This is a genomic window from Sphingomonas sp. FARSPH, assembly GCF_003355005.1.
In the GTDB taxonomy this organism is placed as follows: Bacteria; Pseudomonadota; Alphaproteobacteria; order Sphingomonadales; family Sphingomonadaceae; genus Sphingomonas.
Window position 1 is genome coordinate 119,176 of sequence record NZ_CP029985.1, and the last position, 25,557, is coordinate 144,732.

A 25,557-nucleotide genomic window follows, 5' to 3' on the forward strand; every position below is an offset into this window, starting at 1 on the left:
CCCCATCCGGCACAGTAGAATCGCACGCATGAGCCTGTCCCCGCAGTTCCTCGACGAGCTCCGCGCCCGCACCTCGCTGTCCGCGCTGGTCGGCAAGACGGTGAAGCTCCACAAGGCCGGCCGCGAGCACAAGGGCTGCTGCCCGTTCCACAACGAAAAGACGCCCAGCTTCTACGTCAACGACGACAAGGGCTTCTATCACTGCTTCGGTTGCTCCGCGCACGGCGATGCGATCCGCTGGATGACCGACCAGCGCGGGTTGCCGTTCATCGATGCGGTCAAGGAACTCGCGCAGGCGGCCGGCATGGAGATGCCGGCGCAGGACCGCCGTGCCGCGCAGAAAGCGGAGCGCGCGAAGGGCCTGCACGATGCGATGGCCGATGCCGCCGCCTGGTTCACCGAGCAGCTGCACGGCATCGCCGGCGCCGAGGCCCGCGCCGTTCTGGCGAAACGCGGCGTGACGCCGGACACCGCACGCGCCTTCGGCATGGGCTTCGCGCCCGACAGCCGCGGCAAGCTGAAGGCGGCGCTCGCCGACTATGGCGACCCCGCGCTGGTCGAATGTGGCCTGCTGATCCAGGTCGAGGGCAAGGACCCGTACGACCGGTTCCGTGGCCGGCTGATGATCCCGATTCGCGACGCGCGCGGCCGGACGATCGCGTTCGGCGGCCGCGTGATCGGCGACGGCGAGCCGAAATACCTCAATTCCCCGGACACGCCGCTGTTCGACAAGGGGCGCACGCTCTACAACCTGGACCGCGCCGCACCCGCCGCGCGGCGGGCGAACCGCGTGCTGGTGGTCGAAGGCTATATGGACGTGATCGCGCTGGCGCAGGCGGGGATTGCGGAAACAGTCGCGCCGCTCGGCACCGCGCTCACCGAGCATCAGCTCGAACGATTGTGGCGGATGGTCGACGTGCCGATCCTGTGCTTCGACGGCGATGCCGCGGGGCAGAAGGCGGCGCTCCGCGCGGCGGGACGCGCGCTTCCCCTGCTCGCGCCAGGCCGCAGCCTGCGCTTCGTCACGTTGCCGCAGGGACAGGACCCCGACGACCTCGTCAAGGCGGGCGGCGCAGGCGCGATGGAGACATTGCTCGCCCAGCCGCAGCCGCTGGTCGACCGGTTGTGGCAGAGCGAGCTTGCCGCCGAACCGCTCGACACGCCCGAACAGCGCGCCGGGCTGAAACAGCGGCTGCACGATCTCGCCGCGACGATCGCGCATCAGGGCGTCCGCATCGAATATGAAAGCGAGTTCAAGCGCCGCTTCTACGAGCATTTCAAACCGCAGCCGCGCGCCTTCGTCCCCCTCGACCAGCGCCCACGCGGCAAGCGCGATGCGAAGGGCAATTGGAAACAGCCCCCCGCCCCCGTCACCGAGGATGCCAAGGCGATCCGCGCCGTCGGGCTCGACCGCGTATTGGCCAAGGCGGTGCTCGCCGGGCTGATCCGCCATCCGGTGGAGATCGCGCGGCATATGGAGGTGCTGGGCAGCCTGCGCATGGCGGACGGCGCGCTCGGCCGGCTGTTCGAGGCGGTCGTCGACGTCGCGCTCGAAGACAGGGCGCTTGATAGCGCAGCATTGCGTACCATATTGGCGGGCAGCGGTTTCGATTCAGTCGCGAGCGACCTGCTGAGAGCCGATACGATGCCCTATTCGTTTACGCGCAATGACGGTGACCCGGTCCGCGCCCGCGCCGATCTGGACGAGGCGATCGCCATCCTGGTGGCGCAGCCCGAAGTGGAGCAGGCACTGGGCGAGGCGACGGCGGCGATGCAACGGCACTTCACCGACGATGCGTTCGAACGGCAAGTGGCATTGGTGAGAGAGAAACAGGCGTTGGAGCTTCGACTTGCAAATCTGGTGCAGTCGAACGAAGACGCCCGAGCATTTGGGTCCGAGGACAATTGATGGCGAAGGCGAACATGGCGGCGGAAGCACCCGACACGGCTGACACGGGCGACGCGCCGCTGATCGACCTCAACGATGCGTCGGTCAAGAAGCTGATCGCCCGCGCCAAGAAGCGCGGCTACATCACCTACGACCAGCTCAACGAGGCGATCCCGCAGGGCGAGATGTCGAGCGACCAGCTCGAAGACATCATGGCGGCGCTCAACGAAATGGGCGTCAACATCGTCGAGAACGAGGAACAGGGCGAGGACGGCGAGTCCGAAGACGAATCGAACGAGGCCGACGAGGCGGCCGAGGTCGATGCCGACGGCGCCGGTGGCCCCGCGCCCGAAACGAAGAAAAAGGAAACCGTCGACCGGACCGACGACCCCGTGCGCATGTACCTGCGCGAGATGGGGGCGGTGGAGCTTCTGAGCCGCGAGGGCGAGATCGCCATCGCCAAGCGGATCGAGGCCGGCCGGGACACGATGATCCTCGGCCTGTGCGAATCGCCGATCACCTTCAACGCGATCATCGACTGGTCGACCGCGCTGAACGAGGGCACGATGCAGTTGCGCGAGATCCTCGATCTCGACGCGATGCTGTCGAAGGGTCCGTCGCCCGAGCAGGTCGAGGGCGCCGAGGACGATACCGGCGAGATCAGCGAAAGCGCCGCCGGCCCATCGTTCAAGGAAGAGGAAGAGCCCGAAGAGGTTTCCGTCGACGAGGACGAGGAGGGCGGCGCCCGTCCCCGCGCCGCGGAGGAAGAGGACGAGGACAATACGCTAAGCCTCGCCCAGATGGAGGAGACGCTCAAGCCGCAGGCGCTCGAGAAGTTCGCCAACATCACCGCGATCTACAAGAAGTTCGCCAAGGTCCAGCAGAGCCGGCTCGACGCGATGGCCGCGGGCGGCGAGCTTTCGTCGGCGGACGAGCGCAAGTATCAGAAGCTGCGCGAGGACCTGACCGCGGAGGTGGAGAGCGTCCAGTTCCACCAGGCGAAGATCGAATATCTCGTCGACCAGCTCTATGCCTACAACCGGCGCCTGACCGCGCTCGGCGGCCAGATGCTGCGTCTCGCCGAGCGGCACAAGGTCAGCCGCAAGGACTTCCTCGACCGCTACATGGGTCACGAGCTGGACGAAAACTGGCTCGATACCGTGCGCGGGCTCGACAAGAAGTGGGGCAATTTCGCCAATAACGAGGCCGATGCGGTCGACCGCATCCGCACCGAGATCAGCGACATCGCGCAGCAGACCGGTATGGCGCTCGGTGAATTCCGCCGCATCGTCAACATGGTGCAGAAGGCGGAGCGCGAGGCGCGCATCGCCAAGAAGGAAATGGTCGAGGCGAACCTGCGCCTCGTCATCTCGATCGCCAAGAAATACACGAACCGCGGACTGCAGTTCCTTGATCTGATCCAGGAAGGCAACATCGGCCTGATGAAGGCGGTCGACAAGTTCGAGTATCGCCGCGGCTACAAATTCTCGACCTATGCGACCTGGTGGATCCGCCAGGCGATTACCCGCTCGATCGCGGACCAGGCGCGCACCATCCGCATTCCGGTCCATATGATCGAGACGATCAACAAACTGGTCCGCACCAGCCGCCAGTTCCTGCACGAACAGGGCCGCGAACCGACCCCGGAAGAGATGGCCGAACGCCTCTCCATGCCGCTGGAGAAGGTTCGCAAGGTGATGAAGATCGCCAAGGAACCGATCAGCCTCGAAACGCCGATCGGCGACGAGGAAGACAGCCACCTGGGCGACTTCATCGAGGACAAGAACGCCGTCATCCCGGTGGACGCCGCGATTCAGGCGAACCTGAAGGAAACGGTCACGCGCGTCCTCGCCTCGCTGACCCCGCGCGAGGAACGCGTGCTGCGCATGCGGTTCGGCATCGGCATGAACACCGATCACACACTGGAAGAGGTCGGCCAGCAGTTTTCGGTGACGCGCGAACGCATCCGTCAGATCGAGGCAAAGGCGCTGCGCAAGCTCAAACACCCCAGCCGCAGCCGCAAGATGCGCTCGTTCCTGGATCAGTAAGCGACCCTCTTTCGGGAATGGGAGGGCGACGCCGGATGGGCTCCGGCGTCGCCCTTGTTGCGTCGGGCTGAGACGCGCGAGCCTGACCCACAAATCCGCTATTGCTAGTTAGTCGCAAGAGTGGCTAAGGGCGGTCCTCCTCTCGGCTGCCCGTCGCTCCATGTCATCCCCCCGCCAGCATATCGGTTCGGACCGCGCCTTCGCGCTGATCGTGCGCTGTGCGACCGCGCTGCTGGGTGGCTATGCCGCGACGGCGGCGCTGGCGTCACTGGCGGCCCGGCTGTTGCCCGGCGATCGGGCGGAGGCGACGGTCTGGGCGATGACCGCGTCGCCGCTGCTGTACGTGACGATCGCGCTATGGTGCTTCCACGCGCCGCGCTTGCCACGCGTGCTGCTCGCCGTCTGGGGTGCGGCACTGATCGGGGGAGCCGTGGTCTCGCTGCTCGGCGTACGACCGTGACCGGGGCGCTCCGACGCAACATGGCGTGGATCCATGGCTGGCTGGGCCTCGTGGGCGGGTGGCTGCTGTTCGTGATGTTCCTCACCGGCACGGCAAGCTACTTCCGGCCGGAGATCACGCGCTGGATGCAGCCTGAACTGCCCTGGCGCACCGTCGCCCCCGCCGCCGCGGCACAGGCGGCGGTGTCCTACCTGACGCGCGTCGGCCCGGACGACCGGCAATGGTACGTCTTCCTGCCCGACGCGCGGACCGCGATCACGCGTGTGTTCGTCACGCCCAACCCGGCGGCGCCCGCCAGCGCGACGCGCGCGACCGAGATCCTGCTCGACCCCACGACCGGCCAGCCGCTCCGCGCCCGGGACACACGCGGCGGCGAGCATTTCTATCGCTTCCATTTCCAGCTTCAGCTTCCCTATCCGTGGGGACGCTGGCTTGCGGGCGTGTGCGCGATGTTCATGCTGGGCGCGATCGTCTCGGGCGTCATCACCCACAAGCGGATCTTCGCGGACCTGTTCACGCTGCGCTGGAACAAGGGGCAGCGCAGCTGGCTCGACGCGCACAACGTCGCCGCGGTGCTCGCCCTTCCCTACCATGCGATGATCACCTACACCGGCCTGCTGACGCTCATAACGCTGTACATGCCGTGGCCGGTCGCCGCCAATTACACGGATCCCGCCACCTTCGCGCAGGCGATATACGGCACGCCGCCGGACGAGGCGGCGAGCGGACGACGCGTGCCGACGATCGCGGTCGGCGCCCTTGCCGCCGACGCCGCCCGGCGCTGGGGTGCGCCGCCGGCGCTGATGATCGTCAGCAACCCGGGCGATGCCGCGGCGCAGGTCACCTTCGCCCGCTCCGCGCGCGATACGATCGGCGCGCGGGCGACGACGCTGACCTATGCGGGCGTGACCGGGCGGCTGCTGAGGGAGGGTGGCGGCACCGGCCCCGCGCTGTCGACCGCGGGCGTGATGCTGGGTCTGCACGTCGCGCAATTCGCGGGACCGGCGCTGCGCTGGACCTTGTTCCTGCTCGGCCTGACCGGGACGACGATGGTCGGTACCGGACTTCTCCTGTGGACCAGCGCGCGGCGTCGTCCCGGCGCGGCCCCCTTCTCGGGACTGCGTCTGGTCGAGCGGCTCAACATCGCGACGATCGTCGGCTTCCCCGTCGGCATGGCGGCGTATCTGCTCGCCAATCGCCTGATCCCCGCCGACCTTGCCGGTCGCGCCGATCTGGAGGTGCAGGCAATGTTCTGGACCTGGGGCGTCGTCGCGCTGGCGCAACTCGTCCGGCCGGCGCGGCGCGCGTGGCGCGAGGGCTTCTTGCTTGCTGCCATCGCCTATGCCGCGGTTCCGCTCACCAACACGCTGACCACGGCGCGTGGCCTGCCGCGCTCGCTGGTCGAGGGCGACATGGCATTCGCCGCATTCGATATCGCGATGCTCGCCATCGCATCGTTGTTCGCACTCGCCGCCTGGCGCGCGGGCAAGGCGGCGGGAACGAAGCCACGCCGCAAATCCCGCTCGGAGACGATACATGTTTGAAGCTGGCACCCTGTCCGCGCTCGCCTGGCTGCTGCTCGCCGGCGCGTCGTTTCGCCACCGGCAGGCGGCAGGATCGCCCGCGCCGCACGAAGCGCGGATGCTGCAAGTCGCCGCCGCAGCGATCGTGGTGATCGCAATCACCCGCTGCGGCACGGATATCGATGGTGAAGGCATCGTGCGGATGCTCGCCGGCGCGTCGGTCGCTGGCATCATCGTGGTGCTGGCGCTATCGGCCGCTGCGACGCGCGCACTCGCGCCTGTCCGCCTGCTGCTCCGCGTCGTCCGCAAGAGGGCGGATCATGGTGCGCAGCCGACCGAAGCAGCCCCCGCGCGCTGACGCGAAAAGGGCGCGGGAGGCATGCCGCCCGCGCCCTCTCTGATCGTACCGGACAGGCCCGGCGGGACCGATTACTCGGCCGCCGCGGTGCCCTTTGCCGGACGCGTGTCGCGACGCTCGGCGATACGCGCCGACTTACCCGTGCGCCCGCGCAGGTAATAGAGCTTGGCGCGACGCACCGCGCCCTTGCGGACGACGTCGATCGAATCGATGTTCGGCGAATAGAGCGGGAAGACGCGCTCGACGCCCTCGCCGAAGCTGATCTTGCGGACGGTGAACGAGGAGCCCATGCCCTTGTTCGAACGTGCGATACACACGCCCTCATAATTCTGGACGCGGGTACGCTCGCCTTCGACGACCTTGACGCCGACCTTCAGCGTATCGCCCGGACGGAATTCGGGGATCGCGCGCTTGGCGGTCAGCTTTTCGATCTGCTCGGCTTCGAGCTGCTGGATCAGGTTCATGTCACATCATCCTTCATGCGCCGCGCGCCAGAGGGAGGCTGGACCCGAGCACCCTCATGGCGCTCCCATAAGTCCGGCCTCCTTAGCCGTGTGTCGGTCTCGGCCATCGACTGACGCCAGGCCGCGATCCTCGCATGATCCCCCGATCGCAGCACTTCGGGGATCGTGCGCCCTTCCCATTCATAGGGGCGGGTATATTGGGGATATTCGAGCAGCCCCGTCTCGAAGCTCTCGTCGTCCCCGCTGGAAGCCGCGCCCATTACGCCGGGAAGCAGCCGGATGCAAGCGTCGAGCAGCACCAGTGCCCCCATCTCGCCGCCCGACAGGATATAGTCGCCGATCGACACCTGCTCGATGCTCCGCGCCTCGAACAGACGCTCGTCGAACCCCTCGAACCGGCCACACAGCACGACGACGCCCGGCCCGCGGGCGAGATCACGGACGCGCGCCTGGGTCAACGGTGTGCCGCGCGGCGTCATCGCCAGGGTCGGGCGGTCGTCCGCGACGCTATCGACCGCCGCGGCGAGCACGTCGGCGCGCAGCACCATGCCGGCGCCGCCGCCCGCGGGTGTGTCGTCGACCGAGCGGTGCCGGTCGGTCGCGAAGTCGCGAATCTGGACCGGATCGCAGGACCAGCCCCCTTCCCTGAGTGCGCGGCCGGCAAGCGACACGCCCAACGGGCCGGGAAACATCTCCGGGTAGAGTGTCAGAACGGTGGCGGCGAAGGTCATTGGGTCCAGTTTTCCACGATCAAGCCGGGAATGTCGGCGAAGTCGCGCGTGTTGTTGGTCACGAGCACATGGCCTAGCGCCAGCGCATGCGCCGCGAGCAGCCGGTCGAAGCTGCCGCGCCGTACCGGGGAGAAGGCCGCAAACTGGCCGTAGCGCTCCGCGGCTGCACGATCGAAGTCGTGGACGCGCAGGATGCTGACGAAAATGTCGACACGCGCCTCGTCTGCGGCATCCGCCTCGGGACGCTGGGCGCCGAAGCGCAACTCGGCGAGCGTGATCGACGAAATGCCCATGTCGCGGCCGTTCTGCGCGCGAATCCGTGACCGCAACGTGGCACTGCGGGCAAAGGCGAAATCCAGGCAGACGTTGGTGTCGAGCAAATACATCAGGCTGCCTGGCCGTGCGAGGCCCCGTCCCAATCGCGTGCGTCCTGATCGATATCGCCGCGCCCGCCGGCCATGAACCCCGGCGAGAAAGCCCCGTACAGACTGTCGAGAATCGTTGCGGCGTCACTATCGCGCCAGAAGCTGCACGTTCCGTCGGCATGGGTGACGATCGTCACATCATCGCCTTCCGAAAGACCAACGCCCTTGGGCAGGCGCAACGCCACCGAATTGCCCGACTTGAACACCTTGGCGCGATATTCGTTACCCATGACGGCCTCCGTATCTACGGGATGTATATACAGGCGCGAAGGGGTTCAAGCGGGATGGACGATTGCATCATCATCGGGGCGGGGCCGGCCGGGCTGACCGCCGCCATCTACCTCGCGCGTTTTCATCTTTCGATCCGGCTGTTCGACAGCGGATCGAGCCGGGCGGCGATGATCCCGTGCACGCGCAACCATGCCGGCTATCCGGAGGGAATCGCGGGCAAGGACCTGCTGCACCGGATGCGCGCGCAGGCGGAACGCTATGGCGCGGTGCGCGAGGCGGTGAAGGTCACGGCGATCGAGCCGGACGGAGACGGTTTTCGCGTCCGCACCGATCACGGCAGCTATCCGGCGCGGACGGTGCTGCTGGCAACGGGCGTCGTCAATCACCGGCCGGAGGGGTTGCTGCCGGACGTGCACGATCCGGCGCTGGCGCGCGGCCTGCTGCGCTATTGCCCGATCTGCGACGGCTATGAGGTCACCGACACGAAGGTCGGGGTGATCGGGACCGGCGAGCATGGCATGCGCGAGGCGCTGTTCCTGCGCGGCTATACGAGCGACGTGACGCTGATCGCGCCGGAGGCGGGACATCGGCTCGACGCGGCCTGCACGCGGGCCCTGGACGAGGCGGGCATCGCGCGCATCGACGGCCCGTGCGGCGGCTGGGCGATCGAGGGCGACAGGTTGGCGCTCGATACCGCGCAGGGGCGGATGGCGTTCGACAGCGTCTATCCGGCGCTCGGTTCGCGCATCCGGTCGCATCTGGCGATCGCGGCGGGGGCGCTGGCGACCGGCGAGGGATGCCTGGAGGTCGACGATCATCAGCGCACCAGCGTGCCGGGCCTGTTCGCCGCGGGGGACGTGGTGAAGGGGCTGGACCAGATCAGCCATGCGATGGGCGAAGCCGGCGTCGCGGCGACGACGATCCGCAATCTGCTGAGCGAGCGCAGGCCGATCCGGCGGTAGCGGGGGGTTTTGAAAGGTCGCAGTGTTTAGGGGGGTAAATCGAGCCACCTCCCTTATTTATCAAGGCTTTAGCAAGTTTAGAAAGTCGCACTCCGTGTAGGTCGGGAGGAGGCGCCGAAGCCACAAATTCGGTGGAGGCGGGTATTGGTCGGGACGCCTCTCTGGAGAGGGCGGACGGAGTTTATCCCCACGTAGTAATGCCGGACGTGTTCCGGCATCCACCTTTCCGCGCAACCCGACCGTGGATCAATTGCGGAACCGTGGATGCCGGAACACGTCCGGGATGACGGGAGAAGGTAGGGCGGTCTACTGTCGTCCGTCTCCGTCTCCGTCTCCGGCTCCGTCACAGCAGCCCGCACGCGGGCCGTGGGGCAGACAGGAGCGCGGTTGTTCATGCTGCTGTGATCGCGGGCGTCGCGTAGCTGGGCCCCGGCCTACGCCGGGGAAGGGCATGAGGCACGCGGTGAGCCGTTCACGGTGAGGATGGCGGGTAGTGCCACGGGCGCCCGCGGCGGAAGAAGGCCTTTCCGGACCGCCGTAGGTCGCGACACGCGGTTCGACGCGTCGGTGTCTGATTGGGATCCACGATGGGAAAGAGGCGCGCCGTCCAAGCTTGCCGGTGCCCAATCATATGACAGAAACGGACCGTTTTGTCCAGTCTATTCGACGAACGCCGGGTCGACGACCAGGCGTTCGGGCGACCAATCCGGCACGGCTTCAGGGCGCATCGGCACCATGAAGCGCTTGCCCGTCGGGCGTTCGATCTCGATGACGTCGCCGGCGCCGAAATTCTCGACCAGGACGACACGGCCCAAGGTTTCGCCCTCCGGCGTTTCGACCGGCAGGCCGATCAGGTCGGCGTGATAATATTCGCCCTCACCAAGCGGCGGCAGCGCGCTGCGCGGGACGGTGAGTTCGGTGCCGCGCAGCGCCTCTGCCGCGGTGCGATCGGGCACTTCGGCGAAGCGCGCGATCGTGCCGTTGGGGCCGGCCTGCGCCGACTTCAGCGTCAGCGCACCACCATTGAACCGGCGGTAGCCCGCGATGTCGTCGGCGAAGACCTTGAGCCGCACCTGCCCATGGATGCCATGCGCGCCGACCACCACCGCCAGCGTGACGGTGGGCGCGCCATCCGCATCGCCGGACACAGCGCCACCCGGGGCGTCAGGCCGCGGGACTGCCGTCGTCGCCGGCGGGGGCGTCATCTTCGCCTTCGGCGGGGTCGGTGTTGGAGACCCCTTCGTTGCTGGCGTCTTCATCGTCCTCGGGTGCGGTGCGGGGATCGGGAAAGGGATCGTTGGCCATGGTGCGCTCTCCTGCGGATGAGGGAGGTCAACGCACCATGGCGCAACGGGATGCCGAGCGTTCGGCTTACTCTGCGGTCGCTTCGGCTTCGGCGGCCGGCGCTTCTTCGGCCGGGGCGGCAGCAGCGGCGGCGGCCGCCTCTTCCTGCGCCTTCAGCTTCTCCGCACGCTCCTCGGCGCGCTCGGTGGCCTTCTCGCCCGGCTTGCCCTTGGTGGGGTTGCTGCGCGCGGCGCGCTCGCGAACGCCGGCGGCGTCGAGGAAGCGGGCGACGCGGTCGGTCGGCTGCGCGCCGTTCAACAGCCAGTGCTTGGCGCGCTCGGCGTCGAGCACGATGCGCTTCTCGTCGTCCTTCTTGAGCAGCGGGTTGTAGTTGCCGATCTTCTCGATGAACTTGCCGTCGCGGGGGCTGCGCGCGTCGGCGACGACGATGCGATAATAGGGGCGCTTCTTCGAGCCACCACGCGACAGGCGAATGCTGAGTGCCATTTTAGTCTATCTTTCCTTGCTAGATCAGTTGCTTATTTCTTGTTCTTCAAAAAATTCTCGAAGCCGGGCGGCAGCTTGGGCATGCCATCCGTCCCCGCCCCGCCGGGACCGCCGAGGCCGGGAAGCCCGCCCCCCGCCTTGGTCATCATGTCGCCGAGGTCGGCGCCGCCGATCGCATTGCCAAGGCCGCCGAGCCCGCCCATCGGGCCGCCCTTCCCCAGCATCGCCATCATGCCCTTCAGCCCGCCCATCTTCTTGATCTTCTTCATGGCGGTGGACATTTCGAGGTGCATCTTCAGGAGCTTGTTGACCTCCTGAACCGTGGTGCCGGAGCCCTTGGCGATGCGGATCTTGCGCTTGGCGTTGATCAGCGCGGGGTTGGCGCGCTCCTTGACGGTCATCGACCCGATCATCGCGTCCATGTGGATCAGCACCTTGTCGCCGCCCGCCTGGGCGACGGCATTCTGCGCCTTCTTCATGCCCGGCATCATCCCGGCGAGCGCGCCGAGGCCGCCCATGCGACGCATCTGCGCGAGCTGGCCGCGCAGGTCGTTCATGTCGAACTGGCCCTTCAGGAGCCGCTTCGACATGCGCTCGGCGTCTTCCTGCTGGATCGACTCCGCGGCGCGTTCGACGAGGCTGACGACGTCGCCCATGCCGAGGATGCGACCGGCGACGCGCGAGGCGTGGAAGGCCTCCAGCGCGTCCATCTTTTCGCCGGTGCCGGCGAACTTGATGGGCTTGCCGGTGACGGCGCGCATCGACAGCGCCGCGCCGCCGCGGGCGTCACCGTCCATGCGGGTCAGCACGACGCCGGTCAGCGGCACCTGCGCGGAGAAGTTCTGCGCGACGTTGACCGCGTCCTGGCCGGTAAGCGAATCGACGACGAGCAGGATCTCGTGCGGCGTGGCGATGTCCGCCACCGCCTTCATCTCGTCCATCAACGCCTGGTCGACGTGGAGGCGCCCGGCGGTGTCGAGCATCAGGACGTCATAGCCCTGCAGCTTCGCCGCCTGCATCGCGCGGCGCGCGATGTCGACGGGCTGCTGGCCCGCAACGATCGGCAGCGTCGCGACCTCGATCTGCGTGCCCAGCGTCGCGAGCTGTTCCTGCGCGGCGGGGCGATTGACGTCGAGCGACGCCATCAGCACCTTCTTGCGCTCGCGGCCCATCGTGCCGCCGCTGAGGCGCTTGGCGATCTTCGCGGTCGTCGTCGTCTTGCCCGACCCCTGCAGGCCGACCATCATCACGACGGCGGGCGGCGTGACGGCAAGCTGCAGCTCGGCACCCTGCGGATCGTCACCGCCGAGCATCTCGACCAGCGCGTCGTTGACGATCTTGACGACCTGCTGCCCCGGCGTGACCGAACGCAGCACGCTCGCGCCGACCGCTTCTTCGGTGATCTTGTCGACGAACTGGCGCGCGACGGGCAGCGCGACGTCAGCCTCGAGCAGCGCGACGCGCACTTCGCGCATCGCGGCACGCACGTCCGCCTCGGTCAGCGCACCACGGCCGCGCAGGCGATCGAAGACGCCGCCAAGCCGGTCGCTCAGACTGTCGAACATCGCCTCAAAACCCCATACACACGCGCAACGCAAAAGACGCCGGCGGACGAAACCTCGTCGGCCGGCGTGCGCTCGGTGGCGCTTGCCTTTCACGTCCCGCGATCGGAACGAGAGGGGCGCTTAGGGGAAACGGGCGCGGAAGGCAAGTCTTGGGGTGGATCGGGGTTTACCAGCCGGTCCGCCGCCGGCCGGCTCCCGCCCGCCCTTCTTCGTCATCCCCGCGCAGGCGGGGACCCAGAAACGCGACGTTGCAGCAGGAGCCGCACGGCCAGCCAGTCTGGATCCCCGCCTTCGCGGGGATGACGGTTTCGGAGCAACGCCTTCCCCGCGTCATCCCGGCGAACGCCGGGACCCATGGTTGCGATCGGTCCGAGGGTCAGGAACCCTCGCAGTCGACCCGCGTCCATGGATCCCGGCGTTCGCCGGGATGACGAAGGGGGTGGAACGATGACCGACAGGGTACATCCACCGCATGGACTTCACCCCCGCACACCACTAGATCGCGCGGCATGCATGCTCCCGCGCCAGAGGTCATTTCCCTCGGCTGCCGCCTCAACATCGCCGAGAGCGAGACGATCGCCACGCTGATCGCCGGCCGCGACACCGTGGTGGTGAACAGTTGCGCGGTGACGGGCGCCGCGGTGAAGGCGACGCGCGCCGCCATCCGCAAGGCGCGGCGCGCGCGGCCGGGGGCGGAGCTGGTCGTCACCGGCTGCGCGGCGCAGATCGATCCGGCGGGCTTTGCCGCGATGGCGGAGGTCGACCGCGTCGTCGGCAACGCCGAAAAGCTGTTCCCCGCCGCCTGGGCGAGCGCCGCCCCGGTCGTCGTCGGCGACATCATGCAGGTGCGCGAAACCGCGCCGCACCTCGCCGCGAGCTTTTCCGCGCACGCGCGCGCCTTTGTCGAGGTGCAGAACGGCTGCGATCACCGCTGCACCTTCTGCGCCATCCCCTTCGGCCGCGGACCCAGCCGATCGGTGCCGGCGGGCGCGGTGGTCGAACGGATCGCGGGGCTGGTCGATGCGGGCCATCAGGAGGTGGTGCTGACCGGCGTCGACCTGACCAGCTATGGCCACGACCTGCCGGGCAGCCCGACTTTGGGCATGCTGGTCGAGCGTATCCTGATGCACGTGCCGAAGCTGGCGCGGCTCAGACTGTCGTCGCTCGATTCGATCGAGATCGACGACCGGCTGGCCGAGATGCTGACCGGCGAGGCCCGCGTGATGCCGCACGTCCATCTGTCGTTCCAGGCGGGCAGCGACCTGATCCTGAAGCGCATGAAGCGCCGGCACAGCCGTGCGCAGGCGGTCGCCGCGGTCGCCGCGCTGAAGGCGAAGCGGCCGGACATCGCGATCGGCGCGGATTTGATCGCGGGCTTTCCGACCGAGGACGAGGCGATGTTCGCCGATACGCTGGCGCTGATCGCGGATGCGGACATCGTCCATGCGCACATCTTCCCCTATTCGCCGCGCGCCGGCACGCCCGCCGCACGCATGCCGCAGGTCGCCCCCGCGGCGATCAAGGCGCGCGCCGAACGGCTGCGTGCCGTCGCGGCGGAGCGCCGGGCGGCGTGGCTGACGGGGCTGGTCGGCACCGCGCAGGACGTGCTGGTCGAGCGGCCCGGCGACCGCGGCCATGCCGGGAATTTCGCCGACGTCGTGCTGACCGGGCACGCGGAGCCGGGCACCATCGTTACGACGCGCATCACCGCCGCCACCGACACCCATCTCATCGGACAGACGCTATGAGCACCACTCCCTCCTGGCACGAACGCCTGCTCGGCGGCTTTCGCAAGACATCGGACCGGCTGGTCGGCAACCTCGCCGGTCTCGGCGGCGCGCGGCTGGACGAGGCGACGCTGGACGATATCGAGGAGGCGCTGATCGCGTCCGACCTTGGCCCAGAGACCGCCGGGCGCATCCGCACGCGGCTGGCCGAAGGGACGTTCGAGCGCAACATGGAGGAACTGGGCATCCGCCTGGTCGTCGCGGAGGAAGTGGAAAAGGCGCTGGCCAAGGTGGCGACGCCTCTGGAGATCGAAGCCTTCCCACGGCCGCAGGTGATCCTGGTGATCGGCGTCAACGGATCGGGCAAGACGACGACGATCGCCAAGCTGGCGCACCTGCTGATGGAGCAGGATTATGGCGTGATGCTGGCGGCGGGCGACACGTTCCGCGCCGCCGCGATCGGCCAGCTCGCGACCTGGGCAGAACGCGTCGGCGTGCCGATCGTCACCGGGCCGGAGGGCGGCGATGCCGCGGGCGTCGTGTGGGATGCGGTGAAGAAGGCGACCGAGACGGGCATCGACGTGCTGATCGTCGACACCGCCGGCCGCCTGCAGAACAAGCGCGAGTTGATGGACGAGCTCGCCAAGATCCGCCGCGTGCTGGGGCGGATCAATCCGGCGAGCCCGCACGACGTCGTGCTCGTGCTCGACGCGACCACCGGCCAGAACGCGCTGTCGCAGATCGAGGTGTTCAAAGAGGTGGCGGGGGTCACGGGCCTCGTCATGACCAAGCTGGACGGCACGGCGCGTGGCGGCGTGCTGGTCGCGGCGGCGGAGAAATACGGCCTGCCGATCCACGCGATCGGGGTGGGCGAAGGGATGACGGACCTGCGCCCGTTCGACCCCAATGAGGTCAGCCGGATCATCGCCGGCGTCGATGCGGGGGTGAAGAAGTGATGGCTGTGTCGAGCCGTCACCCCGGCCTTGAGCCGGGGTCCCGCTGTTCGCCGCGGGGAGAAGAAGAAGCAGCACCCCGGCCCAAGGCCGGGGTGACGAAGATGGAGGTGTCGGCGTGAGTCAACAATCGTCCCCCGGCATCCGCATGGGCGTGGAATACGGCCCGCTGCTCGTTTTCTTCGCCGCCAATTTCCTGTTTCCCGCCAGCCTTGCGATGCGGCTGGTCGGTGCGTCGACGGGCTTTCTGTCAGACCTCGACCGCGCGGGCGCGCTGGTGATCGCGCGGGTGATCGTCGCGACGGCGGCGTTCGTGCTCGCGACGGTCGCGGCGATGGTCGTGTCGAAGGTGAAGCTCGGCCGCATCTCGCCGATGTTGTGGATTTCGGGGGCGTTCGTCGTCGTGTTCGGCGGCCTCACCGTCTATTTCCACGATCCCAAGTTCATCCAGATGAAGCCGACCTTTGTCTACGGCATGTTCGCGCTGGTGCTGGGCTATGGCCTCGTCAGCGGGCGCCCGCTGCTCGAAGGGCTGCTCGGCGCGGCCTATCCGGGGCTGACCGCACTGGGGTGGCGCAAGCTGACGCGCAACTGGGCGCTGTTCTTCGCGTTCATGGCGATGCTGAACGAGGCGGTGTGGCGGTCGACGAGCTGGGATTTCTGGGTCGGGTTCAAGCTGTGGGGGGCGATCCCGCTGACTTTGCTGTTCGCCTTTGCCAACATCCCGATGCTGCTGCGCCACGGCCTGACCACCGCGGAGGTGGCGGAGCCGCCGGTCGAGTGACCGACGGCCCCGCGCGGCCCGCGGACGTTACCGGCGCGATGCGTCGTCGCCGGTGATGATCCGTTCGACGGGCTGGTCGCTGATCGGGCCGGGCGACTGATCCTCGCGCTTGAAGGCGAACAGCCAGCGCGCACCGAGCCCGGCGACCGCCGCACCCGCGATCGGCGCGATCCAGAACAGCCACAGCTGCGACAAGGCCCAGCCGCCGACGAACAGCGCCGGCCCCGTGCTGCGCGCAGGGTTGACCGACGTGTTGTCGATCGGGATCGAGATCAGGTGGATCAGCGTCAGCGCAAGACCGATCGACAGCGGGGCGAACGGGCTGGGCGAGCGCGGATCGGTTGCGCCGAGGATGACGATCAGGAACCCCGCGGTCAGTAGCGCCTCGGCAAGGAACGCCGTCGCCATCGCATAATGACCCGGCGAATGCGCGCTATAGCCGTTGGCGGCAAAGCCGCTGGCGACGAGGTCGAAGCCGGGCGCGCCCTTTGCGAGCAGCGCGAGCGCCGCACTGCCGAGGATCGCGCCGACCAGCTGCGCGGCGACATAGCCGGGCACGTCGCGCATCGGGAAGCGCCCCGCCACCGCCAGCCCGATGCTGACCGCCGGGTTGAAATGGCCGCCGGAGATGAAGCCGACCGCAAAGGCCATGGTGAAGACGGTGAGGCCGAATGCCAGCGCGACGCCCGCCATGCCGATGCTGCCGGGCAGGCCGGCACCCGCCGCGAGCACCGCCGCGCCGCACCCGCCGAGCACCAGCCAGAAGGTGCCGATCATCTCCGCCGCCCAGCGCCGGGCGGTCGCGACGGGGCGCGGCGGCGGCGGTTCGCCGTGCGAAATCGAACTGGCGGCTGCAGTGACGGGTTGATGAACGGTCATCGATCGCCTCCTCTTTCGGGATCGTCGTCCCGCAGATGTGCGGGGTCGGGCGGTCAGAACGCGGCCGCATCGGCCGCGTTCCTGGTATCCTTGCACCTATCGCGGCGTAGAAAACGACCAGCTCCCTGTTGACGTGCGAACCGCAACGAAAAGGGGCGGCGTCTTGCGACACCGCCCCCGAAGACTTCCGGTCTGGATCGACGCGGTCAGGCGGCGTCGAACCGCTTGCCCGCCTCGTCCCAGTTCACCACGTCCCACCACGCCTTCAGATAGCCGGGGCGGTCGTTCTTGTAGGTGAGGTAATAAGCGTGCTCCCACACGTCATTGCCCAGGATCGGCGTGCCGCGATCCTCGACGACGTCCATCAACGGATTGTCCTGGTTGGGCGTCGCGGTGACCTTCAGCGCGCCGTCGGCGGTCTTGATGACCCACGCCCAGCCCGAGCCGAACTGGCCAGCGCCCTTGGTGTTGAAGTCTTCCTTGAGTTTGTCGAGCCCGCCATAGGCGTCGATCGCCTCCTTGAGCGCGCCCGATGGCTGCGTCGACCCCTTGGGCGCCATGATCTTCCAGAAGAAGTCGTGGTTCCAATAGCCGCCGCCGTTGTTGCGCACGAGCGCGGGCTGCGACGAGATGGTGGCGAGGATATCCTCGATCGACTTGCCGGCGAGCGACGGGTCCTTCTCGACGCCCTCGTTGAGCTTGGCAGTATAGGCCGCGTGATGCTTGTCGTGGTGGAAGGTCATCGTCTCCTTCGAGATGACCGGTTCCAGCGCGTCATAGTCGTAAGGGAGCGGCGGCAGTTCGAATGCCATGGCTTTGGCCTCCTGATGATGGAACGGGGTTCGCGCCCGTCAACGCAGCACGCGGGGTAATGCTCCCACACCGTTTCGCAAGCGTGATGATCTTTTGAAGAAGGTGTTCGGTTCGCCTTAGCTCACCGCGTCATCCACGCGGGGGCGGGGATCCAGACGCGCAGGTTGTTGTAACGATCGCGACGTCAGCGTGTCTGGATTCCCGCCTCCGCGGGAATGACGACGAGAGGGGGAGACACGATCACCCGCCCGCGTTGATGAGGTCGTGGCGGCGCAGCGCGTGGCGGAGCTGGTCGTAGGTGAGGCCGAGCGAATCCGCGGTAGCGCGCTGGTTGAAACGGTGTTCGGCGAGCGCCTTCGCCAGCAGTTCGCGTTCGAACCGCGCGACGCGCGACTTGAAGTCGGACGGCCCGGCGTCGCAGGCGGCGACGGGGCTGTCCTCCGGTTCCTCGCGCCGTGCCGGCTCGGCCTTGCCGGAAGCTGGGCCGGAAGCTGGGCCGGATGCCGGCCCCGACGCAGGCAAGGGTGCCGCGCCGCCATGGACTCCGGACGGCCGGTAGGGCGAGGCGAAGGGATCGATCTCGATCCGGTCGACCGGGCCCTCTCCTTCCCAGCGATAGACCGCGCGCTCGACGACGTTGCGCAATTCGCGCACGTTGCCCGGCCAGCGATGCGTCATCAGCGTGTCGAGCGCGGTCGGCCCGAACCCCGGCCAGCGTTCCCACCCGATCTCCGACGCCATGCGCCGCCCGAAATGGTCGGCGAGCACGACGATGTCCCCGGTGCGCGCACGCAAGGGCGGCAGCGTCACCACCTCGAACGACAGCCGGTCGAGCAGGTCGGCGCGAAATTCGTGGGCATCGACCTTGTCGGGCAGATGCTCGTTGGTCGCCGCGACGATGCGCACGTCGACGCGCAGCGGACGGCTGGAGCCGATCCGTGTAACCTCGCCATATTCGACCGCGCGCAGCAGCCGGTCCTGCGCCGCCATCGACAGCGTGCCCAGCTCGTCGAGGAACAGGGTGCCGCCGTGCGCCTCCTCGAACCGGCCCGCGCGCGCCTTGGTCGCGCCGGTGAAGGCGCCCGCCTCGTGCCCGAACAGCTCCGCCTCGATCAGCGTTTCCGGCAAGGCAGCGCAGTTCATCACGACGAGCGGCTGGTCCCAGCGCGGCGACAGGCGGTGCAGACGTTCGGCGACGAGCTCCTTGCCCGTGCCGCGTTCCCCGATGACCAGCACCGGCCGGTCGAGCGCGGCGGCGCGGCTGGCGCGTTCGAGCGCGTCGAGGAAGGCGCCGGATTGGCCGATGACCTGGGTCGTGCGCTGCATCGCCAACTCTTGGCGCAAAATCCCAATGGTCCGCAAGTGTTCATCCGTGGTTCATGCAGATAATACACCCGAAAACCACGCATTTTCGCCGTTTCTGCAATTGGCACGGCTCGTGCAAAGCTCTGGGCAACCCGCCGATGCGGCGGCAACAAGGTTCAGAATTCAGGAGGTTCCCATGTTCAAGTCCGACATCGGCCGCACGATCGCCGCCATCGCCTGCACCATCGTCTTCAGCGCGACCTGCGTCGCCGGCGCGGTGGGTCCGGCGACCGGCCACGGCGCGTCCGCGACGGCGTCCGCTGCCCGCCTGACGGCGTAAGCAGCGACCCGGGGCGGGCCCATGTTTCCCTCGCCCGCCCCGGACCCAGATTTCCCAGGAGCATCACGACAGATGGGCATTTTCTCCCGCACCCGCGACATCGTCGCCGCCAACTTCGCCGACCTGCTGGAAAAGGCAGAAGACCCGGCGAAGATGATCCGGATGATCATCCTCGAAATGGAGGAGACCTTGGTCGAGGTTCGCGCCTCCGCCGCGCGCACCATCGCCGACCAGAAGGAGATGCGCCGGCATATCCTGAAGCTGGACCAGCTGCAGGCGAACTGGACCGAAAAGGCCGAGCTCGCGCTGTCGAAGGATCGCGAGGACCTGGCCAAGGCGGCGCTGCTCGAAAAGCAGAAGGCGGCCGACATGGCCGACCAGCTGAAGGCCGAGGTGCAGGTGCTCGACGATGCGCTGCGCGCGTCGGAAGAGGATATCGCCAAGCTGCAGAAGAAGCTGACCGAGGCGCGCAGCAAGCAGGCCAACGTCCAGACGCGGCTGGAAAGCGCAAACAACCGCTTCCGCCTGCGCGAGATGTACGCCGGCCCCAAGACGCATGAGGCGTTCAGCCGCTTCGATATCCTGGAACGCCGCGTCGACGATGCCGAGGGCCGCGCCGAGGCGCTGGGGCTGGGCGTCACGAAGACGCTGGAGGAAGAGATCGCCGAGCTGCGCCAGAGCGACAAGGTCGATGCCGAACTCGCGGCGCTGAAGGCGCGGATGAACGCGAACCGGGAGGGCTGAGATGGAAGACGTCATCGTCCCGCTGATCGCGATCACCTCGATCTTCATCGGTCTGCCGTGGGTGATCTTCCACTATATCACCAAGTGGAAGCAGGCGCCCAAGATAACCGACGAGGACGAGAAGCTGCTCGACGAGATGTACAATCTGGCCCGCCGGCTGGAAGACCGCCTGAACACCGTCGAGCGGATCGTCGCCGCCGACAACCCGGATTTCCGCACCGGCCTTGGCGCCGAAATCCGCCCGGGGCTCGACCGCCCCGCCATGGATCGCCAGTCCGACTATCGCCTCGAAGGGAGGATGTAACATGGCCGCCCGTACGCAATTCTACCTCGACCGCCAGAACAAGAAAGTCTCCGGCGTATGCGCCGGGATCAGCGAATATACCGGGCTGGACGTGACGATCGTGCGCATCGCGATGCTCGCCCTGCTCTGGGCGACCGGCGGCGTCATCCTGCTGGGCTATTGGGCGACCGCGCACTTGGCGCCGGAAAAGCCGAACGGTCTTTACCAGGATGCCGACGACCGGAAGTTCTGGCAGGGCGTGCGCAGCAATCCGACGCGATCGACCGCGGAAGTGCGCAGCAAGTTCCGCGACATCGACCGCCGGCTCGCCGACATCGAGCTGCACTATACCAGCCGCAACAGCCGGCTGGCCGAGGAAATCGACAGCCTGCGCTGAGCACGAACGCTCGCGAGCCGTCATAAAGGGGAGAGTTATCATGGACATGGGTTGGATGGTGCCGGTGGGTATCGTCGGTGCGGTGTCGGCGCGGCATGCCTTCACCACCTGGGTCAAGGCCAAGCACGGCTACCCGATCGGCGAGGATGGTCGCCGCAGCCGCCGCGGACGCTACGCACAGGTCGACGGCGACATCGAAGCCGAGCGCAAGATCATGCTGCTCACCAACGAGAACGAGAAGCTGACCGGCCAGGTCAGCCGGCTGGAGGAACGGATCGCCGTCCTCGAACGCATCGCCACCGATCCCGCCGAGCGTACCGCCCGCGAGATCGAAGCGCTCCGCGACCGGTAAGGGACAGGCCGCCATGCTACCCGAACATTTCTTTTTCCTGATGATGGGCGTCGGCCTGACGCTGGCCGTCCAATGGTACGGCCGCCGCAAGGTGCGTCAGGCGATCGCCGGCCCCGATGTCGAGGCGCGCCGCGACATCCAGCTACTCGATGCCGAGAACACCCAGCGGATCGGCCAGATCGACCGGCTGCAGGAGCGGCTCGCCACGGTCGAGCGGATCGTCACCGACCGGTCGCACATGCTGGACCGCGAGATCGAAAGGCTGCGCTGATGAACGGCTTCACCATCTTCATGCTCGCCCTCGTCGTCGTCGGCCTGCCCGTCATCCTCGGCATCGGATCCGAGATGTTCAAGCGCTGGCTGAAGCACAAGGAGACGATGGCGGTCGCGCTCAACGCACAGACCGCGGAGAAGGCGGCGCAATATGCCGCGCACATCGAACGCCTGGAGACGCGGGTGCGCGTGCTGGAACGGATCGCCACCGACCGCGGCGCCGACCTGTCCGACGCGATCGAACGCCTGCGTATCGGCGCCAACTGAGGACGAAACGCCCATGAACCCTGCAGAGATGATCGTCGCGATCGTCGCCATCGTGATCTTCGGCGGCATCATGCGCAGCCGCTTCGCCGCGCACCGCCCGCACGCCGACGCGCCCTTCGCGCCGACCGGCGACGAGGACAACCGGCGCCTTCGCGAGGAGGTGCGCAGCCTGAAGGAGCGCGTCCAGGTGCTGGAACGCGTCATCACCGACAACCGCAGCAGCATCGATCTCGACCGCGAGATCGACCGGCTGCGCGACCGCTGAAAGGAGGCGGATCATGACCGACCCCAACCTGTATCTCACCGTGTCGCTGTCGAGCCTTGCGGGGCTTGCGATGGTCACCACCGCGGGCCTTTCGGGCTGGCGCAGCTGGCTGGCGCTGAAGCACCAGCAACTCGATCAGGTCCACGAACAGGCGACGCCCGGCCCGTCCGCCGGATCGCGGATCGAAATCGCCGACCTCAAGGAACGGATCAAGAAGCTGGAGGCGATCGCGGCGGGCGTCGACTTGTGAGCGCCTGCCCTTCCCGACAGGGGGCTGCGGCGGCGCGCCGGCGCTGACGCAAGGCAGCATCCCCGCAAGCCAGCGTCGATAGCCCGCCCCACCCTCCTGCCGATGGTTCCCGTCCCGCAGGCGGGAGGGACAGAGGATGCCGATTGCCCCACCCCGCCCCGCGCTGTACCGGACGGCCGCATGACCAGCCTCGCCGACGTCCGCGACGAATATGAATTTCTCGATGCCGACGATCGCTATCGCCTGCTGATCGATCTGGGCCGGGCGCTGGAGCCGATGCCGGATGCGCTGAAGACCGACGCGACGCTGGTGCGCGGCTGTTCGGCGGCGGTGTGGGTCTATCCCACCGTGCGCGACGACGGCACGCTCCATTTTCTGGCCGATTCGAACGCCGCGATCACCAAGGGGATCATCGCGCTGGTGCTGCTGACGGTGCAGGACCAGCCGCCCGCCGCCATAACCACCGCCGATATCGAGGGGGACCTCGCGCCGTTCGACCTCAGGAACCAGCTCAGTTCCAACCGGACGCAGGGTATCCCCAACATGATCGCGCTGATCCGCGAGACGGCGGCGCGCTACGGGTGACCCGATCTCCCCTCCAGCAGGCGGGAGGAGGCAGGTTTACGGCACGCGGGCGATCCGCGCCGCCAGCTCCGCGACGTCCGCACCCTTAGGAACGACGAGCCATTGGTCGGGACGCCGCGCGTCGATCATCGCCACGGCGTTCTTCGGGCACAGGCCGAGGCAGCGCGTCTCGACGATGCCGAGCGGCGCCTTGCGCCCCTTCTTGAGGCCGAGCAGCTTGCGCAGCAGCTTGGCGAGCGGCGTGCGCGCCTTCTTGCCAAAGCCGCCGCCCACTTTCTTCGTGCACTTGCCGCAGACCAGCACCGCTCCCTGCCATTCGGCGCCGATCGCCTTCAGCGGGGGCGCCACGTGCGGCGGTCCTCCGCGGTCTTGAGGACCTCATAGGCCGCCTGCACCGCCTGGAAGCGCACCGCCGCATCGGCGTCGCCCGGGCGCACGTCCGGGTGGTTTTCCTTGGCGAGGCGACGCCACGCGCCCTTCACACCTTCGAAATCGGCATCGCCATCGAGCCCGAGCACGTCGAGCGCGCGCATCTCGTCGCGCGATCGGGTGCCGTCGCCCGGCCCGCCCCACGCATAATGGTTCGCGCTGGCATAACCCGAGGCAGTGCGGCTTTCCGACGCCTCGCGCTGCGCGGCTTCTTCCGCCGACAGCCCTTCGAAATAATTCCAGCCGCGATTGTATTCGGCGGCATGGTCGGTGCAGAAATACCAGCGATCCGGGCTGTTAGGCGATTTCGGCGCGGGGCAGTCGCCCGGCTTGTCGCAGCCGTGGCGGTCACACAGCCGCACCGTCGTCGTCTCGCGGCCGGAGCCATAGCCCCGCCAGCGGGGAAAGCCCCAGTCGTTCGAACGGGTCGTGCTACGCGCCATTGCGCCTGCGACATAAGCGTTCGGCGGCAACGCGCAAGCACCGGCGACGCGCGATCAGCCGCCCAGCTTGTAGCGCACGTTGGTGGTAAACGCGCCGCAGCCGACGCCGCCGTCGGGCCGGTACGTCTTGTTGAAACGGGTCGTCGTGATCATCGCCGTGCTGGGCTTGCCGAAGACGAAGGGAGGATAGGCCACGATCGGCCGTGCGCCCTTTACCGTCCCGTCGGCTGCGACATCGAACTGCATGCGCGTCCAGCCGCCCATCCCCCAACGGCGCGCCTCGTCGGGATAGGCGTCGTGACCGTACGACGCGACCGCAGGCTGCTTGTCGATCAGCGCGCATTGGCTCGCGGCCAATCCCGAAGCAGCAAATGCCGCCCGCGCTGCCGGCAGATCGCCGCGCGTTTGCGCGATCGAGGCGAGGCGAATCAGCGCCCCCACCTTCAGCGGGTCGCTGGCGGAAAGCTGCGGGTCGTTGGCGACCTGCCGCAGAAGCGCCTCCTTGCCGGTGCGCGCTCCGGTCGCCTCACGATCCACAAGCAGCAGACTCAAGGCGGCGCGCGACTGCGGATCCGCGGCATATGCCGGCTCGGCGAGCATCGGCTCGATCAGGCGACGGAAGACCAGCGGCTTGTGGATATCCGCCGTGGCGGCGGTCCGTATTGCAAGGTCCAGCGACAGCTTGGCAGGCGCAGGTGCGCCATTGGCCGCCGCGATGACAAGCGCGCGTTGCGCATAAACGCGGCGCTCGTCGCGCGGCAGAACGGGATTTTCGACGAGCGCGAACAGCGCGGGCAGCGCCGTCAGCGTGTCCCCGGCCGCCGCGACCTCAGCAAGCGCGTGGCGCTGGGCGACCAAAGCGATGGCTGGGGCATCGGGCTTTTCGGCAAAGGTCAGCCCCTTGCCGCGCCCCCAGGCGACCAGTTCCGCATCCAGCCCGTCGCCGATCGACGGGCGCTGGAACGCGAGGTTGCAGCGCACCTCGACCCGCGCGTTGTAACGCAGGAAGGTCGGCATCGCCTTCACCTGATCCGCGGTCCACGCCCATTGCCGCACCGCGCGCGCGAACTCGAGCGCGACCTTGCCGCCGCCCGCCGCATAGATCGGGCGCACGCCTTGCGCGGTGCCGTCGTCGGCGATCGAGAATTCGACAACGGCCATGTCGTCGGGCTTCAGCCCCGCCTCGCCGCCGCAATCGGGCGGCACCATCGCCACGCCGGGATCGATCAGCCCGATCGAGGTCGCGCCCGCCCCCGTCATTGCGACGTACCGCCGCGCCTCCGTCTCGTTGCCGCCGAGCAGATAGGCGATCGCCGCATCGGACCGGACCGACACGTCGCGCACGTCGATACGCTGGGTGTTCATGCCGCCGAACGCGCGGACCGCGTCGCGGAACGTCGCCTGCGCGGCGGGGATTTCGCCGCGGTTGAGCTGCATCGTCCCCTTGGCTTCCGCGATAGTGCCGAGCGAGGCGGCGTCGAGCTTCGCCGATGCGACCAATGGGTCGAGCCGCGCCTGCGCCGCGGCGGCGGCAGCGGGATCGGTGAACGTCGTCGTCTGGACCAGCGCGAGGTTGGCGACCATCTTGTCGCGCGGCGTGTCGGCGATGGCTTCGGCCTTGGCGAACCAGTCGGCGGCGGTCGCATAGTCGAGGCTGGTCATCGCGATCCGGCCGAGGTTAAAGCTCGCCCTGAACCGGTCCGCGCGCAGCGACGGGTCGTCGGCGGGCAAGATCGCCAGCCCCGCCTGCGCCGCGGCATTCGCCTCGTCCTTGCGGTCCAGCGCGAGCAAAGCGGCGCTCTTGCGCACCAGCACGATCGCATGGCTGCGCGGACGCGAAGCGACGCGCCGTTCCAGCGCTTCCCATGCGGCGAGCGCGGCGGCCTTGTCGGTGCCGGTATCGAGCTGTTCGGCGGCGTCGAAATCCTGCTGAACGGTTCGTGCCGGCTGCTGCGCGCCCGATCCTGTCGCCAGCGCCACCAGCGCTGCCGTCGCCATCATCCGCTTCATCGCCCGAATCGC

33 protein-coding genes are annotated in these 25,557 nt (G+C 68.0%); 19 read left to right on the top strand and 14 right to left on the bottom strand.

Features of this window, described 5'->3' with window-relative positions:
• Positions 1 to 28: 28 nt before the first annotated feature.
• From dnaG to DM480_RS00595, 5 genes are all read left to right on the top strand, one after another.
• Positions 29 to 1,909, top strand: coding sequence for a DNA primase (gene dnaG, locus DM480_RS00575; protein ID WP_115377090.1), 1,881 nt, complete (start codon positions 29 to 31; stop codon positions 1,907 to 1,909).
• Positions 1,909 to 3,936 (top strand): RNA polymerase sigma factor RpoD, encoded by a 2,028-nt coding sequence (rpoD, locus tag DM480_RS00580; protein WP_115377091.1) that lies wholly within the window; start codon positions 1,909 to 1,911, stop codon positions 3,934 to 3,936. Before dnaG ends, rpoD begins: the two co-directional genes overlap by 1 nt.
• A gap of 160 nt (positions 3,937 to 4,096) precedes the next feature.
• The gene (locus DM480_RS00585; protein WP_115377092.1) at positions 4,097 to 4,396 is read left to right on the top strand and encodes an iron transporter; all 300 of its coding nucleotides are present in this window, start codon (positions 4,097 to 4,099) and stop codon (positions 4,394 to 4,396) included.
• A 20-nt stretch (positions 4,397 to 4,416) separates the two neighbouring features.
• Entirely contained in the window at positions 4,417 to 5,940 is a 1,524-nt protein-coding gene (locus tag DM480_RS00590; RefSeq protein ID WP_157968754.1) for a PepSY-associated TM helix domain-containing protein, read from the top strand.
• Positions 5,933 to 6,277, top strand: a complete 345-nt coding sequence (locus DM480_RS00595) for a hypothetical protein (protein ID WP_115377094.1) — start codon at positions 5,933 to 5,935, stop codon at positions 6,275 to 6,277. Before DM480_RS00590 ends, DM480_RS00595 begins: the two co-directional genes overlap by 8 nt.
• A gap of 71 nt (positions 6,278 to 6,348) precedes the next feature.
• Here the strand turns inward: DM480_RS00595 and rplS are convergent, their stop codons facing one another.
• The 4 genes from rplS to DM480_RS00615 are packed head-to-tail and all read right to left on the bottom strand — an operon-like array spanning position 6,349 to position 8,127.
• On the bottom strand, positions 6,349 to 6,741 hold the full coding sequence (gene rplS / locus DM480_RS00600; RefSeq protein WP_017978256.1) for a 50S ribosomal protein L19: 393 nt from the start codon (positions 6,739 to 6,741) through the stop codon (positions 6,349 to 6,351).
• A complete protein-coding gene (trmD, locus tag DM480_RS00605; protein WP_115377095.1) occupies positions 6,738 to 7,472 on the bottom strand; it encodes a tRNA (guanosine(37)-N1)-methyltransferase TrmD in 735 nt (244 codons plus the stop codon). Before trmD ends, rplS begins: the two co-directional genes overlap by 4 nt.
• Positions 7,469 to 7,858: a type II toxin-antitoxin system VapC family toxin gene (locus DM480_RS00610; RefSeq protein ID WP_115377096.1), complete on the bottom strand. Its 390-nt coding sequence runs from the start codon at positions 7,856 to 7,858 to the stop codon at positions 7,469 to 7,471. The genes trmD and DM480_RS00610 overlap by 4 nt, the downstream gene beginning before the upstream one ends.
• Positions 7,858 to 8,127, bottom strand: coding sequence for an antitoxin (locus DM480_RS00615; RefSeq protein ID WP_115377097.1), 270 nt, complete (start codon positions 8,125 to 8,127; stop codon positions 7,858 to 7,860). The genes DM480_RS00610 and DM480_RS00615 overlap by 1 nt, the downstream gene beginning before the upstream one ends.
• Before the next feature lie 54 nt (positions 8,128 to 8,181).
• On the opposite strand from DM480_RS00615, the gene DM480_RS00620 reads away from it, so the two are divergent.
• Entirely contained in the window at positions 8,182 to 9,090 is a 909-nt protein-coding gene (locus DM480_RS00620; protein WP_115377098.1) for an NAD(P)/FAD-dependent oxidoreductase, read from the top strand.
• A 659-nt stretch (positions 9,091 to 9,749) separates the two neighbouring features.
• On the opposite strand, the gene rimM is transcribed toward DM480_RS00620, so the two are convergent.
• From rimM to ffh, 4 genes are all read right to left on the bottom strand, one after another.
• Positions 9,750 to 10,238, bottom strand: coding sequence for a ribosome maturation factor RimM (gene rimM / locus DM480_RS00625; RefSeq protein WP_232834060.1), 489 nt, complete (start codon positions 10,236 to 10,238; stop codon positions 9,750 to 9,752).
• Positions 10,239 to 10,254: 16 nt separating this feature from the next.
• Positions 10,255 to 10,395 (bottom strand): hypothetical protein, encoded by a 141-nt coding sequence (locus DM480_RS18190; RefSeq protein WP_198665863.1) that lies wholly within the window; start codon positions 10,393 to 10,395, stop codon positions 10,255 to 10,257.
• A gap of 66 nt (positions 10,396 to 10,461) precedes the next feature.
• Complete coding sequence (gene rpsP / locus DM480_RS00630; RefSeq protein WP_115377100.1) at positions 10,462 to 10,881, bottom strand: 30S ribosomal protein S16; 420 nt, start codon at positions 10,879 to 10,881, stop codon at positions 10,462 to 10,464.
• A 32-nt stretch (positions 10,882 to 10,913) separates the two neighbouring features.
• Entirely contained in the window at positions 10,914 to 12,446 is a 1,533-nt protein-coding gene (ffh, locus tag DM480_RS00635; protein ID WP_115377101.1) for a signal recognition particle protein, read from the bottom strand.
• Positions 12,447 to 12,955: 509 nt separating this feature from the next.
• Between ffh and mtaB the strand changes: the two genes are divergently transcribed.
• The 3 genes from mtaB to DM480_RS00650 all read left to right on the top strand — a co-directional run bounded on the left by mtaB (position 12,956) and on the right by DM480_RS00650 (position 15,910).
• Positions 12,956 to 14,194 carry a tRNA (N(6)-L-threonylcarbamoyladenosine(37)-C(2))-methylthiotransferase MtaB gene (gene mtaB / locus DM480_RS00640; RefSeq protein WP_115377102.1) on the top strand — a complete coding sequence of 413 codons (1,239 nt, stop codon included), beginning with the start codon at positions 12,956 to 12,958 and terminating at the stop codon, positions 14,192 to 14,194.
• Positions 14,191 to 15,129: a signal recognition particle-docking protein FtsY gene (ftsY, locus tag DM480_RS00645; protein WP_115377103.1), complete on the top strand. Its 939-nt coding sequence runs from the start codon at positions 14,191 to 14,193 to the stop codon at positions 15,127 to 15,129. Before mtaB ends, ftsY begins: the two co-directional genes overlap by 4 nt.
• A 145-nt stretch (positions 15,130 to 15,274) precedes the next feature.
• Positions 15,275 to 15,910, top strand: coding sequence for an inner membrane-spanning protein YciB (locus tag DM480_RS00650; RefSeq protein ID WP_115377104.1), 636 nt, complete (start codon positions 15,275 to 15,277; stop codon positions 15,908 to 15,910).
• A 27-nt stretch (positions 15,911 to 15,937) separates the two neighbouring features.
• On the opposite strand, the gene aqpZ is transcribed toward DM480_RS00650, so the two are convergent.
• The 3 genes from aqpZ to pspF all read right to left on the bottom strand — a co-directional run bounded on the left by aqpZ (position 15,938) and on the right by pspF (position 18,928).
• Positions 15,938 to 16,687 (bottom strand): aquaporin Z, encoded by a 750-nt coding sequence (gene aqpZ, locus DM480_RS00655; RefSeq protein ID WP_232834218.1) that lies wholly within the window; start codon positions 16,685 to 16,687, stop codon positions 15,938 to 15,940.
• A gap of 308 nt (positions 16,688 to 16,995) precedes the next feature.
• Positions 16,996 to 17,601, bottom strand: coding sequence for a superoxide dismutase (locus DM480_RS00660; protein WP_115377106.1), 606 nt, complete (start codon positions 17,599 to 17,601; stop codon positions 16,996 to 16,998).
• 241 nt (positions 17,602 to 17,842) lie between these two features.
• Positions 17,843 to 18,928, bottom strand: coding sequence for a phage shock protein operon transcriptional activator (gene pspF, locus DM480_RS00665; protein WP_115377107.1), 1,086 nt, complete (start codon positions 18,926 to 18,928; stop codon positions 17,843 to 17,845).
• 175 nt (positions 18,929 to 19,103) lie between these two features.
• On the opposite strand from pspF, the gene DM480_RS18195 reads away from it, so the two are divergent.
• The 10 genes from DM480_RS18195 to DM480_RS00710 all read left to right on the top strand — a co-directional run bounded on the left by DM480_RS18195 (position 19,104) and on the right by DM480_RS00710 (position 22,663).
• A complete protein-coding gene (locus tag DM480_RS18195) occupies positions 19,104 to 19,247 on the top strand; it encodes a hypothetical protein (RefSeq protein WP_198665864.1) in 144 nt (47 codons plus the stop codon).
• A 72-nt stretch (positions 19,248 to 19,319) separates the two neighbouring features.
• Positions 19,320 to 19,991, top strand: a complete 672-nt coding sequence (gene pspA / locus DM480_RS00670) for a phage shock protein PspA (RefSeq protein WP_115377108.1) — start codon at positions 19,320 to 19,322, stop codon at positions 19,989 to 19,991.
• 1 nt (position 19,992) lies between these two features.
• Positions 19,993 to 20,295, top strand: a complete 303-nt coding sequence (gene pspB / locus DM480_RS00675) for an envelope stress response membrane protein PspB (RefSeq protein ID WP_115377109.1) — start codon at positions 19,993 to 19,995, stop codon at positions 20,293 to 20,295.
• Position 20,296: 1 nt separating this feature from the next.
• Positions 20,297 to 20,671, top strand: a complete 375-nt coding sequence (gene pspC, locus DM480_RS00680; protein ID WP_115377110.1) for an envelope stress response membrane protein PspC — start codon at positions 20,297 to 20,299, stop codon at positions 20,669 to 20,671.
• 46 nt (positions 20,672 to 20,717) lie between these two features.
• On the top strand, positions 20,718 to 21,023 hold the full coding sequence (locus DM480_RS00685; protein WP_115377111.1) for a hypothetical protein: 306 nt from the start codon (positions 20,718 to 20,720) through the stop codon (positions 21,021 to 21,023).
• A 13-nt stretch (positions 21,024 to 21,036) separates the two neighbouring features.
• Positions 21,037 to 21,294 (top strand): hypothetical protein, encoded by a 258-nt coding sequence (locus DM480_RS00690; RefSeq protein WP_115377112.1) that lies wholly within the window; start codon positions 21,037 to 21,039, stop codon positions 21,292 to 21,294.
• Between the two features lie 74 nt (positions 21,295 to 21,368).
• Entirely contained in the window at positions 21,369 to 21,563 is a 195-nt protein-coding gene (locus tag DM480_RS00695) for a hypothetical protein (protein WP_405053292.1), read from the top strand.
• Positions 21,564 to 21,576: 13 nt separating this feature from the next.
• The gene (locus tag DM480_RS00700) at positions 21,577 to 21,828 is read left to right on the top strand and encodes a hypothetical protein (RefSeq protein ID WP_115377113.1); all 252 of its coding nucleotides are present in this window, start codon (positions 21,577 to 21,579) and stop codon (positions 21,826 to 21,828) included.
• A gap of 13 nt (positions 21,829 to 21,841) precedes the next feature.
• Positions 21,842 to 22,078, top strand: coding sequence for a hypothetical protein (locus tag DM480_RS00705; protein WP_115377114.1), 237 nt, complete (start codon positions 21,842 to 21,844; stop codon positions 22,076 to 22,078).
• 180 nt (positions 22,079 to 22,258) lie between these two features.
• Positions 22,259 to 22,663, top strand: a complete 405-nt coding sequence (locus DM480_RS00710) for a SufE family protein (protein WP_115377115.1) — start codon at positions 22,259 to 22,261, stop codon at positions 22,661 to 22,663.
• 36 nt (positions 22,664 to 22,699) lie between these two features.
• On the opposite strand, the gene DM480_RS00715 is transcribed toward DM480_RS00710, so the two are convergent.
• Genes DM480_RS00715 through DM480_RS00725 form a run of 3 tightly spaced genes read right to left on the bottom strand, consistent with a single transcriptional unit; the run spans position 22,700 to position 25,545 of the window.
• The gene (locus DM480_RS00715; RefSeq protein WP_115377116.1) at positions 22,700 to 23,011 is read right to left on the bottom strand and encodes a (2Fe-2S) ferredoxin domain-containing protein; all 312 of its coding nucleotides are present in this window, start codon (positions 23,009 to 23,011) and stop codon (positions 22,700 to 22,702) included.
• Entirely contained in the window at positions 22,996 to 23,535 is a 540-nt protein-coding gene (locus DM480_RS00720; protein ID WP_115377117.1) for a J domain-containing protein, read from the bottom strand. Before DM480_RS00720 ends, DM480_RS00715 begins: the two co-directional genes overlap by 16 nt.
• Positions 23,536 to 23,589: 54 nt before the next feature.
• Entirely contained in the window at positions 23,590 to 25,545 is a 1,956-nt protein-coding gene (locus DM480_RS00725) for a hypothetical protein (protein WP_115377118.1), read from the bottom strand.
• Between the last annotated feature and the right edge of the window lie 12 nt (positions 25,546 to 25,557).

Coding starts and splice junctions, on each gene's coding strand:
- DM480_RS00620 (WP_115377098.1), top strand. CDS start 8,182: ATGGACGATTGCATCATCATCGGGGCGGGGCCGGCCGGGCTGACCGCC.
- DM480_RS00705 (WP_115377114.1), top strand. CDS start 21,842: ATGACCGACCCCAACCTGTATCTCACCGTGTCGCTGTCGAGCCTTGCG.
- pspA (WP_115377108.1), top strand. CDS start 19,320: ATGGGCATTTTCTCCCGCACCCGCGACATCGTCGCCGCCAACTTCGCC.
- pspF (WP_115377107.1), bottom strand. CDS start 18,928: ATGCAGCGCACGACCCAGGTCATCGGCCAATCCGGCGCCTTCCTCGAC.
- DM480_RS00650 (WP_115377104.1), top strand. CDS start 15,275: ATGGGCGTGGAATACGGCCCGCTGCTCGTTTTCTTCGCCGCCAATTTC.
- DM480_RS00615 (WP_115377097.1), bottom strand. CDS start 8,127: ATGGGTAACGAATATCGCGCCAAGGTGTTCAAGTCGGGCAATTCGGTG.
- DM480_RS00690 (WP_115377112.1), top strand. CDS start 21,037: ATGCTACCCGAACATTTCTTTTTCCTGATGATGGGCGTCGGCCTGACG.
- DM480_RS18195 (WP_198665864.1), top strand. CDS start 19,104: ATGTTCAAGTCCGACATCGGCCGCACGATCGCCGCCATCGCCTGCACC.
- trmD (WP_115377095.1), bottom strand. CDS start 7,472: ATGACCTTCGCCGCCACCGTTCTGACACTCTACCCGGAGATGTTTCCC.
- DM480_RS00585 (WP_115377092.1), top strand. CDS start 4,097: ATGTCATCCCCCCGCCAGCATATCGGTTCGGACCGCGCCTTCGCGCTG.
- DM480_RS00610 (WP_115377096.1), bottom strand. CDS start 7,858: ATGTATTTGCTCGACACCAACGTCTGCCTGGATTTCGCCTTTGCCCGC.
- DM480_RS00710 (WP_115377115.1), top strand. CDS start 22,259: ATGACCAGCCTCGCCGACGTCCGCGACGAATATGAATTTCTCGATGCC.
- pspB (WP_115377109.1), top strand. CDS start 19,993: ATGGAAGACGTCATCGTCCCGCTGATCGCGATCACCTCGATCTTCATC.
- rpsP (WP_115377100.1), bottom strand. CDS start 10,881: ATGGCACTCAGCATTCGCCTGTCGCGTGGTGGCTCGAAGAAGCGCCCC.
- DM480_RS00660 (WP_115377106.1), bottom strand. CDS start 17,601: ATGGCATTCGAACTGCCGCCGCTCCCTTACGACTATGACGCGCTGGAA.
- ffh (WP_115377101.1), bottom strand. CDS start 12,446: ATGTTCGACAGTCTGAGCGACCGGCTTGGCGGCGTCTTCGATCGCCTG.
- DM480_RS00695 (WP_405053292.1), top strand. CDS start 21,369: ATGTTCAAGCGCTGGCTGAAGCACAAGGAGACGATGGCGGTCGCGCTC.
- DM480_RS00700 (WP_115377113.1), top strand. CDS start 21,577: ATGAACCCTGCAGAGATGATCGTCGCGATCGTCGCCATCGTGATCTTC.
- DM480_RS00595 (WP_115377094.1), top strand. CDS start 5,933: ATGTTTGAAGCTGGCACCCTGTCCGCGCTCGCCTGGCTGCTGCTCGCC.
- DM480_RS00725 (WP_115377118.1), bottom strand. CDS start 25,545: ATGAAGCGGATGATGGCGACGGCAGCGCTGGTGGCGCTGGCGACAGGA.
- rpoD (WP_115377091.1), top strand. CDS start 1,909: ATGGCGAAGGCGAACATGGCGGCGGAAGCACCCGACACGGCTGACACG.
- rplS (WP_017978256.1), bottom strand. CDS start 6,741: ATGAACCTGATCCAGCAGCTCGAAGCCGAGCAGATCGAAAAGCTGACC.
- DM480_RS00590 (WP_157968754.1), top strand. CDS start 4,417: ATGGCGTGGATCCATGGCTGGCTGGGCCTCGTGGGCGGGTGGCTGCTG.
- pspC (WP_115377110.1), top strand. CDS start 20,297: ATGGCCGCCCGTACGCAATTCTACCTCGACCGCCAGAACAAGAAAGTC.
- DM480_RS18190 (WP_198665863.1), bottom strand. CDS start 10,395: ATGGCCAACGATCCCTTTCCCGATCCCCGCACCGCACCCGAGGACGAT.
- DM480_RS00720 (WP_115377117.1), bottom strand. CDS start 23,535: ATGGCGCGTAGCACGACCCGTTCGAACGACTGGGGCTTTCCCCGCTGG.
- aqpZ (WP_232834218.1), bottom strand. CDS start 16,687: ATGATCGGCACCTTCTGGCTGGTGCTCGGCGGGTGCGGCGCGGCGGTG.
- ftsY (WP_115377103.1), top strand. CDS start 14,191: ATGAGCACCACTCCCTCCTGGCACGAACGCCTGCTCGGCGGCTTTCGC.
- dnaG (WP_115377090.1), top strand. CDS start 29: ATGAGCCTGTCCCCGCAGTTCCTCGACGAGCTCCGCGCCCGCACCTCG.
- mtaB (WP_115377102.1), top strand. CDS start 12,956: ATGCATGCTCCCGCGCCAGAGGTCATTTCCCTCGGCTGCCGCCTCAAC.
- DM480_RS00685 (WP_115377111.1), top strand. CDS start 20,718: ATGGGTTGGATGGTGCCGGTGGGTATCGTCGGTGCGGTGTCGGCGCGG.